Genomic DNA, 16,080 nt, shown 5'->3' with positions numbered 1-16,080 from the left:
AATAGTTCATCTTCAGAAAAAATTTTGTTTGAGATTGGCGGCTTCAGCGCACCTAATTCCATGCCAAATATACACTTTTAGATAATCTAACCATGTCTTAACCTCATAATAATATTTGAAATTAATATAATGTATGTAAACTCCATTAATCATGTGAAACTAGTTTTATAGTCATTAATTTCTACGGAAAACAAAAATTAAACCAACAAATAATGAAATAATTAATCCAGTATATATTGAACCTAAATTTAACATTGAATATGGAAAACTGATATCTGGACCAAATATCCTTGTAAAACCAAAATTCAACATTGAAAAAGCAATAATTATTGTCAGTATAACTCCAACTATTGCCGTTGATTTTGTTGTAGCTGCAGAACTTAATATCGCACCTGCCATAATTGCCATGAGAATATACAAGATAAATACTAATAAAATATTATCTCCTAAAACAAAGTGTACTACTGCAGATAGAATAATTAAAACTATGAATAAACTTATAAGTGCCCCTAATGTGGCGCCAAGTATTTCGGATACATCCATAATATTACCTCCAATTAATATATATTATTAAAAAAATATTTAAGTAAAATAAAGTATTTACTTTATAGAAGGATATCCAACAGAATTATTGTCAGAAAAAATTAGTTTTAGCAGATTTGTTGATTTATTTGTTAAACTATTAATAAATTGAGTTTTAAATGGTGTGCTGTGGATTTTTTTAGCAGAAACTGGTGTTTATCTATTTTTTGAGTTAATGGCATGTGAGCTGATTAAAATTTGATTTAGCTAGAGTTTAAATTTAAAACACTTAATATTTAAAAAAGTAAGAAGATAAAATTTAATTAAATTTTATCTAAAGCTTGGTCGACATCAGCTAAAATATCTTCAATATCTTCAATACCAACAGAGAATCTTATCAAATCAGGAGTTACACCAGTGGATAATTGCTGTTCTTCAGATAATTGGGAATGTGTTGTTGATGCAGGGTGAGTGACTAATGACTTTGCATCACCAATATTTGCTAAAAATGAGATCAATTCAACATTTTCAATGAACTTCAAAGCTCCATCATAACCTGCTTTAAGACCGAATGAAACAATTCCCCCATAACCTTTCTCAGCATATTTTTTAGCTATTTCATGATTAGGAGAAGATTTCAAGCCAGAATAGGTTACCCATGCAACTTTTGGATGAGCTTCTAAATGTTCAGCTACCGCCATTGCATTTTCCGCATGTCTTTCAATTCTCAAACCCAATGTTTCAAGACCTTGCAATAGTAAAAACGATCCAAATGGAGAAGGAATTGCTCCTGTATCCCTTCCAACTACTGTCCTTAATCTTGTTGTAAAAGCAGATCCTTTAAAAGTTTCAGCAAAAATCAAACCATTGTATGTTTCATCAGGCTTGGATAGTGTTGGAAATTTACCGCACATCCAATCAAAATCCCCTTTTTCAATTACAATTCCGCCAAGAGTTGTACCATGCCCGCCGATGTATTTAGTTGCAGAAGATGTAATGATGTCTGCTCCATGGTCAAATGGCCTTACAGAACCAATACCGACAGTATTGTCTGCAATTAATGGAATTTGATGTGAATGTGCGATTTCAGATAATCTATCAAAGTCAGGAATATCTAATTTCGGATTTCCAATGGATTCAACATAAATTGCATGGGTTTTATCATCAACAGCTTTCTTAAATAATTCTGGAGATTGTGAGTCAACAAACTTTACATTACGTCCCAATTCTTCTAGAGTATTTTCAAATAATTCATAGGTTCCACCATATAAGTTATCTGCCGATACAATGTTGTCCCCTACTTGGGTCAGGTTAATTATTGCATAAAAAATCGCCGCCATTCCGGAAGCAGTTGCATAAGCAGCGGTTCCACCTTCAATAGCAGCCATTCTTTTTTCAAAAGCTTCTGTTGTTGGGTTATTTAACCTAGTGTAAATATTTCCTCCTTCTTTGAGTGCAAATCGATTTGCAGCTTGTTTGGGTGAATCAAATACATAAGAGGTTGTTTGATAAATTGGTGTCACTCTCGAACCTGTTTCATCAACTTCTTCTTGACCTGCATGAACACCAATTGTTGAAATATTTTTTTTATTTTTAAATTCATATGGCATAATAATCATGTGAATATTTGTTAGATGCATTATATTAAATTATTTGAAATACATGTCACCATCAATTTTGTTCTTTTAGTTTGTAAGATATTCTGATTAGCTATTTAATATACATCAGAAAACAGATTTTGATGAAAAATTTGTTTAAAATGAACTCCAAAGTTTGAAATTACCATATTAATGTATCCAAGTCTTTTTTGGTACCATACAAAAGTAAAACACGATAACTATTTTTCATTATGCATTTGTTTTTTTATAGCTCCAACTAGGTCATTGAACAATTCAACAACTTCCGGGTCTTGATGATTGAAAAATAAGCTTTCAGATTTATCAAGATTCATTATTTCCAACATGTCATCTTCATCTAAAACGAAATCAAATACATCAATATTTTCTTCCATTCTTTCTTTATGAGTTGACTTTGATAAAACAACTATGCTTCTTTGTAACAGCCATCTCAATATCACCTGGGCAACCGTCTTATTGTGTTTTTCACCAATTCCAACAAGAGTGTCATTAGTAAAAATATTATCTTTTCCTTCCCCAAATGGAGCCCATGCAGAAATTTGAACACCATTTTTCTCCATATTGGCTTGAGCTGGATATTGAGCATTAAATGGATTAATTTCAACTTGATTAATTGCAGGAATTATCTTACGTCCAAATAAACAGATATCAGTTAATCTATCTGGATAAAAATTTGATACTCCTATAGCTTTGATGATTCCATCTTCATATAACTCTTCTAGTGCCTTATATGCACCATAGTAATCTGCAAACGGTTGGTGCAGCAATACTAAATCAATATAATCTAAGCCTAATTTTTCTAAGGATTCTAAAACAGATGATTTGCATTTGTCATATCCATAGTTTTCAATCCATACTTTTGTTGTGATGAATAATTCCTCACGTGGAACTCCACATTTTCCAATAGCTTCACCCACTTCCTTTTCATTGAAATAGCTTTGTGCTGTATCAATTAATCTATAACCTGCACTAATTGCATCTAGTACTGCTTGTTCTGTATCTTCTGGAGGTATTTGATATACTCCAAATCCAAGTATTGGTATTTTAATACCGTTGTTTAATGTTAAATATTGCATTTTATCACCTTAAAATCCAAATAAATCTTGCACATCCAACATTACATCAACAATGTGCACATTAAATGGGCATCTTGGTTCGCAGTCCCCACAGGATATGCATTCAGATGCATTGAACTTTAAATTGTTGTAGTGTTCCTGGACACTCGCAGGTACTTCATCATGATTTTTTGCAAGATCAAATAACTTATTCACCATAGCTATATCAATTTCAGAAGCACATGGAACGCAATGGCCACAATATGTACATTGCCCTTCAAATGAATGTTTAGGTGCATTTTTTAAAACTTCACTATAATCTTTTTCCGACTGTGTTGCATCGCAGTATTTAAGAGACTCCATTAATTCCTCTGGAGTTTTAACACCTACAAAAATACTGTTTACTCCTTTTTGTTCTAAGCAATAATGTATACACTGAATTGGGCTTAAAGCTACGCCAAATGGAGACGTTTCATCTGAAAGTAAGTTTCCACCAGCAAATCCTTTCATTACTGTCAGTGCAGTTCCATTATTTTGACATAATTCATAAAGTTCCGCCCTTTGAGGATTTGAACTTGATAGTTCATTATCATATGCATCTTCCTTTCTATATTCTTCAATATCATCCATTGCACCAAACATATCATATGCCGGGTTAATTGAAAACATTAATAATTCGATTTCTGGATTTTCAGCAGCCAATAATCCAATGTCGGGATTATGTGTACTTAATCCAATGTGAGCTATTGTTCCTTCTCCTTTAAGTTTTTTAGCATACTCCATAAATGGACCGTTCATTATCTCTTCATAATCTTCAATTTGGTCCACATAATGAATCATGCCGAAATCTAATGTGTCAATTTGAAATCTTTGCATAAAATCTTCAAATGCAGGAATTACTTTATCCATTTCACGGGTCCTAACATATTGATTGTTTTGCCAGGTAGCCCCTAGATGGCCTTGTATTACCCAATTTTCACGATTATCCTTAATAGCCCTTCCAAATGGGAACGTACATCATGTTCACTCATCCAACAGTCAACAAAATTAATCCCATTAGCTTCACATACTTTAATTAATTCTTCAGTGTCTTCATATGACCTTTCTACCAAAAATTCAGCACCAAAAGCAATTTCAGATACTTTAATGCCTGTATTGCCTAGTTCACGATATTGCATATAACTCCTCTATACTACTATTTAATTTCTATATAATTAAAAGTTTAATATTTAAGGTAGTTTAACATAAATAAAATATAATGTATGAAAAAGAATTCATTTTAAATGAAGTTAATTCCATTCGAGAAGAAATCGGTCATGATAAAGTTAATATTTTCATTGAAAAAATATATTTTGATGAAAAAACTAATGAATTATGGGTCATAACTGAAGACAGACCAGACAAATCATCCATTATTGGAAAAGGCGGTTGGGTAGTAGGTAAACTTAGAGAAAAATTGGGTCTAAATAGCATTCATGTTGAAAGTTATGGCGACTTTTTAAATAAGGAATATAAATTAAAATTATCTAAAAAAACATTGCATAACTTGAACTTGAATTCAACCGGCTTAAAAAACCTAGAAAAAACAATTGATAATAAATTAGATAAGATTTATAGTTTCAACTTCGATGATTATTTCGCTCAAAATGAATTTGAACAATCAGAAAATACAGAAGCCCTTGTTGCACTTTCAGGTGGTGTTGACAGTAGTTTTTCACTTATATTGGCTAAAAAGTTAGGTTTCAATCCCATTGCAGTTACGGTTGATCCGGGAACTATAATTTTGCCAAAGCAATTTAAACAAAATATTGAAAGTCTAACCAATCGTTTAGAAATAGCTCATGAATATATTCCATCTAACTACACGAAAGTAATCCAAGAATCATTTACAGGCAATCTTCACCCTTGTGGAAAATGTTCTAAAAACACATTGGAATTAGTTAAGGAATATGCAAAAGATAAAGAAATTCCAATAATTATCTTCGGAGATATGCTTGCAACTGGCAGCCAATGTATGAATTTGCAAGAAGAATCATTATATCGATTAAACCTTCCAGCTAGTTTGAGTGTTGGAAAACAAGAGATAAAATCCTTAATCCGGAAATATGATTTACAAGAGTTTAAAGGATTTGGTTGTCCCCTTCTTTATGAAGTTCACAAAAAATTTCCATATATGAGGAAATTTTCAATACAGAGAATACTAAGAGAAACTCGTTCAGGTGCACTCGAACCGGGTGAAGCACTTGATTTGATTTGGAGTTTTACAAAAAAAATAAATTAAAAGAGGTAATAATATGAAAAATATTTGTCCGAGATGTGGATCAGATAAGGTGAAATGGATCATTCCGCAAAATTGGTCCCAATGGGTTTGTTATGACTGTGATTATACAGGACCTATCATTGAAGGAAACCAAGATTTAGCTGATGAAATACATGAAAATTATTTAAAATCTAAAAAGCATAAAGATTCTGAATAATTATTTTTTTGAAAAATGAGGACGTGACATGACTCAAAATTTTGTATACCTTATATGAATAAAAATTATACAATTATTTTAATAATTCAAAAATAAATCAAATTTGGAAATTATATTTATTTTGAACACTAATCATGTCCCAGCTTCAAAATAAATGATTATAAAAATAAGATGACTATAATGGAGCTGAGCTTTACTTATTGAATTCATTGAGGAATAATTAATAAGTTTCCATCAAAGTCAAATTATTAAATAACCATGCCGCATAACCAAAAATTATATCGACAATATTTTATTGTCTATAAAAGTATATAAAGTTTAGGAATACCTAAATTATTTTGAATAAAAAAAGTAAAAGGAATCATATTCCTTTTTTCTCGAATTCTTCATTTAAAAATTCTTTAATGTTACTTCTAGCCATTTCAACCATTTCGGGAGCCGGACCTCCAGGAACAGCACGAATTCTAACATTTTCAGCAGGATTTAAGGCTCTTTGAATTAAATCACCATTTAAGTTCAGTTCATCAAAACCTAATTCCACTGCAATTTCATCAATGAATTTAGAAGTGATATCCTCTTCAGCCATACTGCTTGCACTAGCTTCATTTACAATTCTTCCAACAATCTTATGAGCGGTTCTGAATGGAATCTGTTTTTCACGAACCATAATGTCAGCCAAATCAGTTGCAGTTGCGAAGTTTTTACCAGCAAGCTCTGCACATCTGTCAACTTTAAATTCAACTGAAAGCAACATCTTGGTTACAATAGACAAAGTATCTTGAGTTACTTTAATCGCATTCCATAAATGAGGAGTTATCTCTTGTAAATCCCTGTTGTAAGTATAAGGAATAGCCTTAAGAATTGTTAAAATAGTAATTAATTCACCGGTAGCAATACTTGTTTTACCACGGGCAAGTTCAGCTACATCAGGATTTTTCTTTTGCGGCATAATAGAAGAAGTTGATGAATATTCATCTGCCATTTCAATAACACCAAATTCATAAGTACTCCATAAAACCAATTCCTCACAGATTTTTGCAAGTGTTGAAGACAATACAACAAAATCAAAGACAGATTCTGCAATAAAATCCCTTGCTGAAACGCCATCCATGGAATTTTCCAAATAAGCATCAAATCCAAGTAAATCAGTAGTTAATTGTCTGTTAATAGGAAAGCTAGTAGTGGCCATAGCTGCTGAACCTAATGGATTTAAATTGACACGTTTATATGTATCGGCCAAACGTTCATAATCTCTTTTTAATGCCTGTACATGAGCCATTAAATGATGAGCAATTGTAATTGGCTGAGCATGCTGCAAGTGTGTAAAACCAATGAAAACATCGTCTAAGTGTTCTCCAGCCATTTCAACCAATCCTTCCATAAATTCTAAAATGCCTATTTGAATTTCAATGATTTTCTCTCTTAAAACTAATCTAACATCACATGCAACTTGATCGTTACGGGATTTGGCAGTGTGCATAAAACCGGCTTGAGAACCAATTTTATTAGTAACATAATTCTCAATTGCCATGTGAACATCTTCAACTGAAGGATCAAAGACTAATGCATCATAACCTTCTTCTTTAAGTGAATCGAGTGCACATAAAATATTATCCGCAATTTCAGCATCAATGATCCCTTCATATTTCAACATAGAAGTATGTGCAAAATTAGTTTTAATATCAGCTTCAAAAATAATTTTATCCGCTTCAAGTGATGAAGTGTATTCAGCTGCTTCATCAGTCATTCCAGTCTTAAAACGACCATTTCTAATGTTATCCAAAAGAATCCCTTCTTTAAAATAAATAAAAATCAAAAATAAATAAAAAAAAGAAATAAAGATTAAAAAAATCTTATTTTTTCATTTCAGTGTATCCGCATTTACCGCAGGCAACCCTGTCACCATGGTCAGCCATAAATACACCATCACCACAACGAGGACAAATTTGGTTTTTTCTTACAATTTTGTCTCCATCTACTTCATATAAATCAGATTTTTTTACCATTCAAATCACCTATTCTTCTGCATCTGCTTCTTCAGCAGGTTCTTCTTCAGGTTCTTCATTTTTAGCAACAACATGTTTAGCTTCGATGTAAGTTAAATCATCTACAGTATCGTAAACTTTAGCATAAGCTAATGCTTTAGGTTCACCGTAGTGTGGTTGTATCTTATCAACTACAACTAAATCTTTTTTACTGTTTAATAAAGCAACTAATTTAGATTTAACATCCAATATTTTAGGAGTTGCTTCTCCACTGTAATCAACATAAAACTTAATTTCTTTTCTGTTAAATATTTTATTTTCTTTTTCTTCAAAAATTTCAATTTCCATGATAAAACCTCTTCATTTTATTTTAATAAATCCGTTAAGAAGTTCTTGAGCTTTATTTTTTAAATCACGAGCTTTTAAAAGCACTAATCCTTCATTAGGCTGACCATATAAAATGGTAGTTTCCGGATTTGCCAATATTATACAAGGAAGAACCGCAAGATCTTCTTCCCCTGCCACTTCAATTACATAACATTCACCATTGTTAGATAATTCAAGAGCCTTACCTATGGTTTCCCATAGATTATCAGTCAAATACCCCGCAGGATTTTCTGCTTTTAAAATATGCTCTGCACGTATAACTTCATGAGTATGATTTTTTCTCTGAATTAAATTGTCAATTATGCCAATATTCGGATATAATCCATGTTTTGTAAGATTGGCGAAAGTCGCATCACCAACAGAAATTAAATACTCGGAAGACTTAATATCATCAATTGCATCTTCAAAGTTAGGATATAATTTGCCTAAAGGTCTTTTAAGCTCCAATATTATATCTTTATTTAATTCTGCATCTAAATGTAACACAAAAAACCCTCTATCTTACTCTTAAACAATATTCGCCTGGAATCTCAATATTCAATTCACGAGCAATTTTAGACTCCGTAGGATCAGTTATAATCAAAAGACCACTCCAATTATCGGAAGTTGGATTTCCACAACTAGGACAGTGGTCTTTGCTAGAAATCATTTTACAAACAGTACAAGCTTTCATTTTTAAACCTTCTTAGTTTTTTGTTTAGCTTCTTCAATCCATTCAAATCTGCCAAGATTTGTTTGTCTCATAGTGAGAGGGATTTTAGAATTTCTATGATTATCTCTACTGTTAATAGATTCATCTTTAATAGAAACACTTACTGCTCTAGCCCTTACTAAGTCACCAACATCTAAAGTTTTATTTGATTCTTTAGCGAGTAATGCTCCTCTTTTAGCATCATAATTAATATAATCATCAATTACTTGAGAAACATGTATCAAACCATCCATAGGCCCAATTCTCACAAAAGCACCGTAATCAGCTATATCTATAACTTCACCATTAAAAATTTCATGTTGCTCTGGTTTAAAGAAAATAGCATCAAAAACAACATTATGATATGAAGCTCCATCGCCCATAATGAGTTTTCCATCGCTAATTTCATCAATTTCATTAACACAAATGAGTAAACCAAGTTTTTTATCTAAACGGCCTTCATAGGTTTCGTTTAAAGTTTGAATTGCAACTTCTTCAAGAGGATATTCAAATTTGTAAGGTGGAATTCTTACAGTATCCTCAATTTTTGTTTTATAATACAAAATAATCCCTCATTTTTTAATAAGTTTAATTAATATTATATTTTACCTTCAACAGCAATATATTTTTTTTGCCTTAAATATACTATTGTTATCCCTTTGTTTTTTGCACGATTTTTTAATTCAATATCATTCGTAGCTAAGACTTCTGAAACTCTCAGTAACGCATCATCCACAGTTTCATTTTCAAGTAATGAAATATCCTTTATTTCAACTTTTGAAGAATTAGCTAACTTCAAAGCTAAATTCGCATTTAACCTTGTTTTACCCTTAGTATTTCTTTTCAAACCCTTCAATTCATTGATAACAAAGCTTGGAGTAGTTAATTTATAAGAAGGTAGTAAGTTTTCAAGTTCAGTGATTATGTCTACATTGAACTGAAAAGGAACCATAAAAAAATTGGTATCAATTACAACTTCTTTAGAGTCCATTATTATTTTACCTCTATTTAATAATACCGTAACCGATTAATCTCCAACGTGCCCCTACTCTACGACTTAAAGCAACCCTATCTCCTGAACTTGCACATACAGGTAATTTAAGAGTAACATCAACTTTATTCTTTTTAGATGATGTAACAACACCAATAGTAGTTGCAGTTCCAACATTAATCATTAATGGCTCTTTAATTTTAATTGGAGTAACATCACGTTCTTCTTTAGTTCCAACAACACGATCCAATAACTTAACTTCCATTGTGAAACAATCTAAAACATCAGGTAAAGTAAATTCCTCACCAGCAACAGTTCCGGATAATGAATCTGATTTTGTTAAAGATGGATCTAATTTTGTTGCAATACCAACAAGTCCGCCCGGACCGATTTCTTCAACTTGTTTACCATTAGCTTCAAGACCAATAATCTCTGATTTCAGGGTAATTCTTTTACCTTTATTGGTAGGGCCAGGTCTAATTTCAATAGTATCACCAAGTTTAAAAATGCCTTGAACTAAAGTACCGCCAATAACTCCTCCTCTAATTTTATCAGCGCCAGAACCAGGTTTATTAATATCAAATGACCTTGCAACATGCATTAACGCATAATCATCAACATCCCTTTCAGGAGGATGAATTTTATCAAGCATTGCCTCAATCAATATATCAATGTTAGCACCTTGTTGAGCAGATACTGGTATTATTAAAGCATCTTCGGCACAAGTGCCTTTAACAAATTCCTTAATTTCATGATAGCTTTCAATAGCTCTTTCTTTTGAAACAATATCAATTTTATTTTGAACTACAATAACATCTTTAACACCAATTACATCAAGTGCCATGAGATGTTCTTTAGTTTGTGGTTGTGGACAAGACTCATTTGCAGCAATTACTAACACTGCACCATCCATAATTGCAGCACCAGATAACATAGTTGCCATAAGAGTTTCGTGACCTGGAGCATCAACAAAAGATACCTTTCTTATTAATTCAGTTTCGCTTCCACAGTGTTCGCATTTATCTGAAGTAGTGTAACATTTAGGTTCATCACATTTTGGACATTTTTTAAATTCAATATCCGCATAACCTAAACGAATTGAAATACCCCTTTTAGTTTCCTCACTGTGAGTATCAGTCCATACTCCGGATAATGCTTTAGTAAGGGTTGTCTTACCATGGTCTACATGACCAACTAAACCTATGTTAACATCTGACTGTACGTTCACAGATAACCACCTTTTTTAATAATTTTAATTCGACTTAAAAGTAAATAAGAAAAATAGTAAAACTATTCTTCCTCTTCATCACCAACACCGAGAATATCAGCTATTGATTTACTACCGGCTTCAGCAACTACAGTGTTGATTTGTACAATATCCTCAGCAATAGTGTTTCCCCTAACAGTTTTTCTTCTTTTAACACCATCTGCTTTAGGATGATAACCAATACCACCACTTAATAAACTTTTGATTCTTCTAGTGCCTGAAACATCTTTTTTCATAGTGAAACCGTTTTTATCACTTCCACCAGTGATTTTTAAAGTGTAACCATCTAAACCAACAATTCCACCATCAAATTCATCTCCAATGACTAAACCATTAAGAGCTTTAGTATCATCAACTTCCATTTGATAAGTTTCAGCTTTTTGAGACACAACGACTTTGAATGCCATGGTATTTTCCTCCATTAATTATTTCCATAACTATTTTATTATTCAAAAAGACCAAATTTACCCCAATCTGGATCTTGTTTACGTTTAATTTCTACAAATTCGTATAAAGTTTCAAACTCATTTTCAGTTAATTTATCTTTAAATTCTCTTTCAATGAATTTATAATGTTTTTCAGGGACATCAACATACAATTCATCCCCTTCATCAAATTGTTTTCCGACAATAGCATCTTTAATAGCCATTGCAACCCTTTGACCTCTAGGTATAGAAGGTAATGTTTCGCCTTTATCTTCCATACTAACTATTACTCCAACATATTCCCCATTTTTATTAATTAAAGTTTGACCTTGTTTAATTGTACCGCTGAGGGATTCGATTCCAATAATAGCAGGTTTACTTTGACGGAAAATCAATTTAGGTAAACACATGAACTTAGCAGGTTTGATAATAGCATCATAAAATGCTTTTTTCTTAGCTTCCTCAATTTCGTCAATCCATGCTTCATACTCTTCAATAATCTGATAAATCACATCGCCTTTAAAGAGTTTTACATCTGAATTTTCTAAATCTTCTTGAGAATTCGGATTAACATTTACATTAAAAGCAATGATTGCACCATGTGCATCATTTTCATTTAAAGCAATGGATGAATTAATAATATCTCTACGATTAACATCTCCAATGTCTGCTTCACGAATAGATATATTTAATTCTCTTAACAATGTAACAATAGCTTCAAGAGAACCTAATGTATCAGCTTTAACTAAAATACCTTCATCATCAGTGTGAATAGTAATATCTTCAATTTCCTTTAAGATTTCCTCTTTGACGTTCTCAGTGTCACTTAAAACTCTAAGTGGAGAACCAGAAACAACTTCATCCAAATTAGGAGCAGCTATTTTAATACCTGCAGCTGCAACAACTTCATCAAATTTTTGGAATTTCTTTTTGGAGTCTCTCATTTCCTCAAGAGGGAGAGGCCTTAAAATAGATCTAACTTTAGTTGTTAACACCTCATTTGAAGATGTCATTAAAGCTATCTCATCATTAGTTCGTAAAACCCCATCATAAATAATACTGTCAACAGTAAGACCCAATCCTACTTCTTCTTTAATCTCTAATATAGTACCTTTAGCAGGAGAATTTTCATTGATTTCAAGCTGTTCGGTTAAGTATTCCTGAGCAAGACCCAAAAGCATTGCTAATACTTCAATAATTCCTTCACCAGACCTAGCGCTAATCGGTATAATACTAATTTGTGAGGCAAAATTACTTATCCTATCAAATCTTTCAGATTGGAAGCCCTCTTTGTGAAGAGTGCCAACAATTTCATAAACTTTAGTGTCTAAATTTTGTTGAACACTTGGAGCTTGTTGTGAGAAAGATTCTTTGAATGAAGCTCCTTCATGAGTCTCCCAACCAAATAATCTATCTATTTTGTTAGCAACAACAATGAATGGAGTCTTATACATTTTAAGAATATTTAATGCTTCATATGTTTGCGGTTTAAAACCATCATTAATATCAACAATTAAAACAGCTAAATCAGCCAATGCACCACCACGTTTCCTTAAACTAGTAAATGCTTCATGACCTGGAGTATCAATAAAGAACAATCCCGGGATTAAATCCTTGATAGTTAATCTTGAAATAAAATTACCACAGATTTCTTCAATAGTGTCATTTGGGATTTCTGTAGCACCAATATGCTGTGTAATACCGCCTGCTTCTTTATCAGCGATAGTACTACCTCTAATATAATCTAATAATGTTGTTTTTCCATGATCTACATGTCCTAAAACTGACACAATTGGGGATCTGATTTTCATGCTAATCTTCTTTAATAATAAAATTCTAAATTTTTAAATTTATTCATAAATTAAATCATTATCGATAATCTGATAATCACAAATTTCATCTTCGTTAAAGAAAAGGCCAATTTCTCTTTCTGCAGATTCAGGAGCATCTGAAGCATGAATAATATTTCTACCAGTATCCATACCAAAGTCTCCTCTAATTGTTCCGAAATCTGCTTCTAAAGGATTGGTTGCTCCAACAATTTTCCTAATAGTAGTAATAGCTTCTTCTCCTTGAATTACCATAGCAAAAGATGGTGAAGAAGTAATATATTCAACTAAACTTGGGAAAAATGGTTTTTCAGCATGCTCTCCATAATGAGTTTTTGCTAAATCTTCATCAATTTGAATTAATTTACATGCAACGATTTGAAGACCTTTCTCTTCAAAGCGAGACAATATTTTACCCATAAGACGTCTTTGAACAGCGTCAGGTTTCATCATAACAAAACTTTTTTGAATCATTCTTTAACCCATTTAACTTTTCTTGGAACTCTTCCAAGTTTAATCATATTTTTTTCACATTTGCTGCTGCAAAAGAAATAAATTGAACCGTCTCTTTTAACATACATTTTTCCGGTACCCTCTTCTATTTCTTTATTACAGAATGAACAAGTTCTCATGATTTTACACCTTCTTAAGGAGTCCTAATTTCTTTAGCTTCTCTAATTGTATCAAGTAACATTAACATGTCACCTTTTCTTACAGGACCCATAATGTTTCTTGTTAAAATTCTTCCTTTATCTCTACCTTCGAGGATTCTGCATTTAATTTGCATTACCTCACCAGTCATACCAGTTCTTTTTAAAACTTCAATGACTTCAGCAGGAGTTCCTTCTTCCATTTAAATCACCGTAAATTATTCTAAAAAAATATATCTATTCTTTTAATTCAGCAACTTTAACTACAATATCACTAACAGCAGCTTCTGCCTCACCAGCATCAACAATACATGCGGAAGCAGTACCAACAGTTAAACCAGCAGCTACACCAACTTGTTCTTTGGTTGGTAAGTATATATAAGGAATTTCTTTTTCATCAGCGAGAACAGGAATGTGTGCAACGATTTCAGCAGGATCTACATCTTCTGCGATAACAACTAATGCTGCACTTCCTCTTTCGATGAATTTAGTTACTTCGTTAGTACCTTTTGCTACTTTACCGGTAGCTTGTGCGGTTTCTAATGCTTCTTCAGCTTGTTTAGCTAATTCTTCAGGTGTGTCAAATTTTACATAAATGTTTGCCATAAAATATACCTCCTTTTTCATCTGGCTATGCCATCCATCGGCAGATATTACAATTCATTTTGAATCATAATATAATGTAATTCTATATAGATCAATACCTGTCCCATATTGAGCTGCTTTTTTAGGTCTATAGGCTATTTCATAATCAAGACCTTCTTCAAAAGCAAGTTTTCTTAAAATACTTTTACGCATGTCATCATGCATTGAAACAATTTTTTTATTATCTGGAATGTTTAAAGCTAGTTCCACTAGGTTTTCGTCTAAAAAAGGTAGTCTTAATTCAACTCCATTAAGCATTGAACATGCATCATCACGTTCTAGATTAACATGATACATATTTGCAATATCGTCTCTTAAATCAGAATTTAGAGTTCCATTTATAAAACTTTTCAAATAACGTTTATATCCGCCAAATAGCTCATCTGCACCTTGACCTGAAATTGCTACTTTAATTCCATCTTCAGCAATCATTTTTGTTGCAAGATAAGTAGTCATTCCCACACCCACTTTCATAAGATTATCATCACCAATTGCTCTTACAACACTCGGTAGACTTTCACGTAGCATCTCTTCGGTTACTTCACAGATTTTTAAATTTAGGTTTAAGAATTTTGATGCATAAATTGCTGATTCAATATCTTTTGAATTTTTAACACCAACTGCATAAAGAGTTATTTTCAATGGAACATTATCTGCAATTTGACCTAAAAGTAATGCTAAATACGAACTGTCAACACCGCCTGAAAATATTACTCCAATCTCATCTAATCCAGCGATTCTTTTAACAACACTTAATTTTAATAGCTTCTCTATTTTAGCCACATCCCCTTCAAAGATTTTTTCATGAATGGGTTGTGCCGGAGATATATCCCTCCAGTTATACAGTATGTGTTCCGGTTTTAAGGTGTTAATGTCAGTTAGACCAATTTCTTTTAAGGATCTTTTTGTAGATGCAAAACCTTTTAGATCATCTCTTTCAGCATAGAATAATGGTTTTACACCTAATGGATCACGTGCAATAGCTAGGTTTTCACCATCAAAAACTGCAAATGCATAATCTCCATCGATTAGGCGTATTGCAGATTCTACAGCTTTAAGTAAACCTATTTTTTTTGAATAAAAATCAATTAGATTAATTAAAATTTGTGCATCAGATACAAATGTCTCTTCAACACCGACTTTTGATAAAAAGTTTCTCATAGTATTGAAATTATATAACTCTCCATCAAAGACTAAAACAAGTTTATCCTTTTTAATAGGTTGAGGGTAAGAAATCCTATTGTTAGAATCATAAACTTTAAGTAAATTATGTCCTAAAACTAAATCATAGTCATTTTTACAATCAAAATCCTCTAAATTATAAACTTTATCTAAAAAAACTCTTGATAAGTCAGGCCCTCTATTTTTAGAAGTCTCCAACATTGAAATAATGTCGTTTCTTTTAAAATTGCCCTGTAACCCTACTATTGAACTCATAGTATTATATTACATTTTAATAATACTTAAAATTTCATCCATACTGGTATTGAAAATCCCTTAATCAAACTTCCAACTGACA

The 16,080-nt window shown here is 32.1% G+C and carries 22 protein-coding genes; 2 read left to right on the top strand and 20 right to left on the bottom strand.

Going from position 1 to position 16,080, the window contains the following annotated elements; all coding sequences use genetic code 11:
- Positions 1 to 174: 174 nt before the first annotated feature.
- From Q9968_RS04815 to Q9968_RS04795, 5 genes are all read right to left on the bottom strand, one after another.
- The gene (locus tag Q9968_RS04815; protein WP_305514002.1) at positions 175 to 543 is read right to left on the bottom strand and encodes a hypothetical protein; all 369 of its coding nucleotides are present in this window, start codon (positions 541 to 543) and stop codon (positions 175 to 177) included.
- 302 nt (positions 544 to 845) lie between these two features.
- The gene (locus Q9968_RS04810) at positions 846 to 2,132 is read right to left on the bottom strand and encodes an O-acetylhomoserine aminocarboxypropyltransferase/cysteine synthase family protein (RefSeq protein WP_305514361.1); all 1,287 of its coding nucleotides are present in this window, start codon (positions 2,130 to 2,132) and stop codon (positions 846 to 848) included.
- Positions 2,133 to 2,359: 227 nt separating this feature from the next.
- Positions 2,360 to 3,235, bottom strand: coding sequence for an aldo/keto reductase (locus Q9968_RS04805; protein WP_305514000.1), 876 nt, complete (start codon positions 3,233 to 3,235; stop codon positions 2,360 to 2,362).
- A 9-nt stretch (positions 3,236 to 3,244) separates the two neighbouring features.
- A complete protein-coding gene (locus Q9968_RS04800; RefSeq protein ID WP_305514358.1) occupies positions 3,245 to 4,180 on the bottom strand; it encodes an aldo/keto reductase in 936 nt (311 codons plus the stop codon).
- Entirely contained in the window at positions 4,180 to 4,392 is a 213-nt protein-coding gene (locus Q9968_RS04795) for a hypothetical protein (protein ID WP_305513998.1), read from the bottom strand. The genes Q9968_RS04800 and Q9968_RS04795 overlap by 1 nt, the downstream gene beginning before the upstream one ends.
- A gap of 80 nt (positions 4,393 to 4,472) precedes the next feature.
- Here Q9968_RS04795 and Q9968_RS04790 point away from each other — a divergent pair, with 80 nt between their 5' ends.
- Both Q9968_RS04790 and Q9968_RS04785 read left to right on the top strand, forming a co-directional pair.
- Positions 4,473 to 5,495, top strand: a complete 1,023-nt coding sequence (locus Q9968_RS04790; protein WP_305513997.1) for an ATPase — start codon at positions 4,473 to 4,475, stop codon at positions 5,493 to 5,495.
- Between the two features lie 13 nt (positions 5,496 to 5,508).
- The gene (locus Q9968_RS04785; protein ID WP_305513995.1) at positions 5,509 to 5,691 is read left to right on the top strand and encodes a hypothetical protein; all 183 of its coding nucleotides are present in this window, start codon (positions 5,509 to 5,511) and stop codon (positions 5,689 to 5,691) included.
- A gap of 361 nt (positions 5,692 to 6,052) precedes the next feature.
- Here the strand turns inward: Q9968_RS04785 and argH are convergent, their stop codons facing one another.
- The 15 genes from argH to Q9968_RS04710 form a co-directional block, all read right to left on the bottom strand.
- The gene (argH, locus tag Q9968_RS04780) at positions 6,053 to 7,474 is read right to left on the bottom strand and encodes an argininosuccinate lyase (RefSeq protein WP_305513993.1); all 1,422 of its coding nucleotides are present in this window, start codon (positions 7,472 to 7,474) and stop codon (positions 6,053 to 6,055) included.
- Between the two features lie 70 nt (positions 7,475 to 7,544).
- Positions 7,545 to 7,697, bottom strand: coding sequence for a 30S ribosomal protein S27ae (locus Q9968_RS04775; protein ID WP_305513991.1), 153 nt, complete (start codon positions 7,695 to 7,697; stop codon positions 7,545 to 7,547).
- 9 nt (positions 7,698 to 7,706) lie between these two features.
- The gene (locus Q9968_RS04770; protein WP_305513989.1) at positions 7,707 to 8,024 is read right to left on the bottom strand and encodes a 30S ribosomal protein S24e; all 318 of its coding nucleotides are present in this window, start codon (positions 8,022 to 8,024) and stop codon (positions 7,707 to 7,709) included.
- Between the two features lie 12 nt (positions 8,025 to 8,036).
- Positions 8,037 to 8,549 carry a GTP-dependent dephospho-CoA kinase family protein gene (locus tag Q9968_RS04765; RefSeq protein ID WP_305513987.1) on the bottom strand — a complete coding sequence of 171 codons (513 nt, stop codon included), beginning with the start codon at positions 8,547 to 8,549 and terminating at the stop codon, positions 8,037 to 8,039.
- 10 nt (positions 8,550 to 8,559) lie between these two features.
- Entirely contained in the window at positions 8,560 to 8,736 is a 177-nt protein-coding gene (spt4, locus tag Q9968_RS04760) for a transcription elongation factor subunit Spt4 (protein ID WP_305513985.1), read from the bottom strand.
- Positions 8,737 to 8,738: 2 nt separating this feature from the next.
- Positions 8,739 to 9,317, bottom strand: a complete 579-nt coding sequence (locus Q9968_RS04755; RefSeq protein WP_305513984.1) for a DNA-directed RNA polymerase — start codon at positions 9,315 to 9,317, stop codon at positions 8,739 to 8,741.
- A gap of 35 nt (positions 9,318 to 9,352) precedes the next feature.
- The gene (locus Q9968_RS04750; protein ID WP_305513982.1) at positions 9,353 to 9,745 is read right to left on the bottom strand and encodes a PIN domain-containing protein; all 393 of its coding nucleotides are present in this window, start codon (positions 9,743 to 9,745) and stop codon (positions 9,353 to 9,355) included.
- A 13-nt stretch (positions 9,746 to 9,758) separates the two neighbouring features.
- Entirely contained in the window at positions 9,759 to 10,973 is a 1,215-nt protein-coding gene (locus Q9968_RS04745; RefSeq protein WP_305513980.1) for a translation initiation factor IF-2 subunit gamma, read from the bottom strand.
- Positions 10,974 to 11,035: 62 nt separating this feature from the next.
- The gene (locus Q9968_RS04740; protein ID WP_305513978.1) at positions 11,036 to 11,419 is read right to left on the bottom strand and encodes a 30S ribosomal protein S6e; all 384 of its coding nucleotides are present in this window, start codon (positions 11,417 to 11,419) and stop codon (positions 11,036 to 11,038) included.
- A 38-nt stretch (positions 11,420 to 11,457) separates the two neighbouring features.
- Complete coding sequence (gene infB / locus Q9968_RS04735; protein WP_305513976.1) at positions 11,458 to 13,248, bottom strand: translation initiation factor IF-2; 1,791 nt, start codon at positions 13,246 to 13,248, stop codon at positions 11,458 to 11,460.
- Positions 13,249 to 13,287: 39 nt separating this feature from the next.
- Entirely contained in the window at positions 13,288 to 13,740 is a 453-nt protein-coding gene (gene ndk, locus Q9968_RS04730) for a nucleoside-diphosphate kinase (protein WP_305513974.1), read from the bottom strand.
- Positions 13,737 to 13,898 (bottom strand): 50S ribosomal protein L24e, encoded by a 162-nt coding sequence (locus tag Q9968_RS04725; RefSeq protein ID WP_116669817.1) that lies wholly within the window; start codon positions 13,896 to 13,898, stop codon positions 13,737 to 13,739. The genes ndk and Q9968_RS04725 overlap by 4 nt, the downstream gene beginning before the upstream one ends.
- Before the next feature lie 14 nt (positions 13,899 to 13,912).
- Positions 13,913 to 14,119 (bottom strand): 30S ribosomal protein S28e, encoded by a 207-nt coding sequence (locus Q9968_RS04720; RefSeq protein ID WP_305513969.1) that lies wholly within the window; start codon positions 14,117 to 14,119, stop codon positions 13,913 to 13,915.
- A 34-nt stretch (positions 14,120 to 14,153) separates the two neighbouring features.
- Positions 14,154 to 14,522: a 50S ribosomal protein L7Ae gene (gene rpl7ae, locus Q9968_RS04715; RefSeq protein ID WP_305513967.1), complete on the bottom strand. Its 369-nt coding sequence runs from the start codon at positions 14,520 to 14,522 to the stop codon at positions 14,154 to 14,156.
- 54 nt (positions 14,523 to 14,576) lie between these two features.
- Positions 14,577 to 15,998: an asparagine synthase-related protein gene (locus Q9968_RS04710; RefSeq protein WP_305513965.1), complete on the bottom strand. Its 1,422-nt coding sequence runs from the start codon at positions 15,996 to 15,998 to the stop codon at positions 14,577 to 14,579.
- Positions 15,999 to 16,080: the final 82 nt, after the last annotated feature.

This window comes from Methanobrevibacter sp. V14, from assembly GCF_963082475.1.
GTDB lineage: Archaea > Methanobacteriota > Methanobacteria > Methanobacteriales > Methanobacteriaceae > Methanocatella.
Note: the sequence above shows the minus strand (reverse complement) of the source record. Positions and strands in the feature narration are given on the sequence as shown.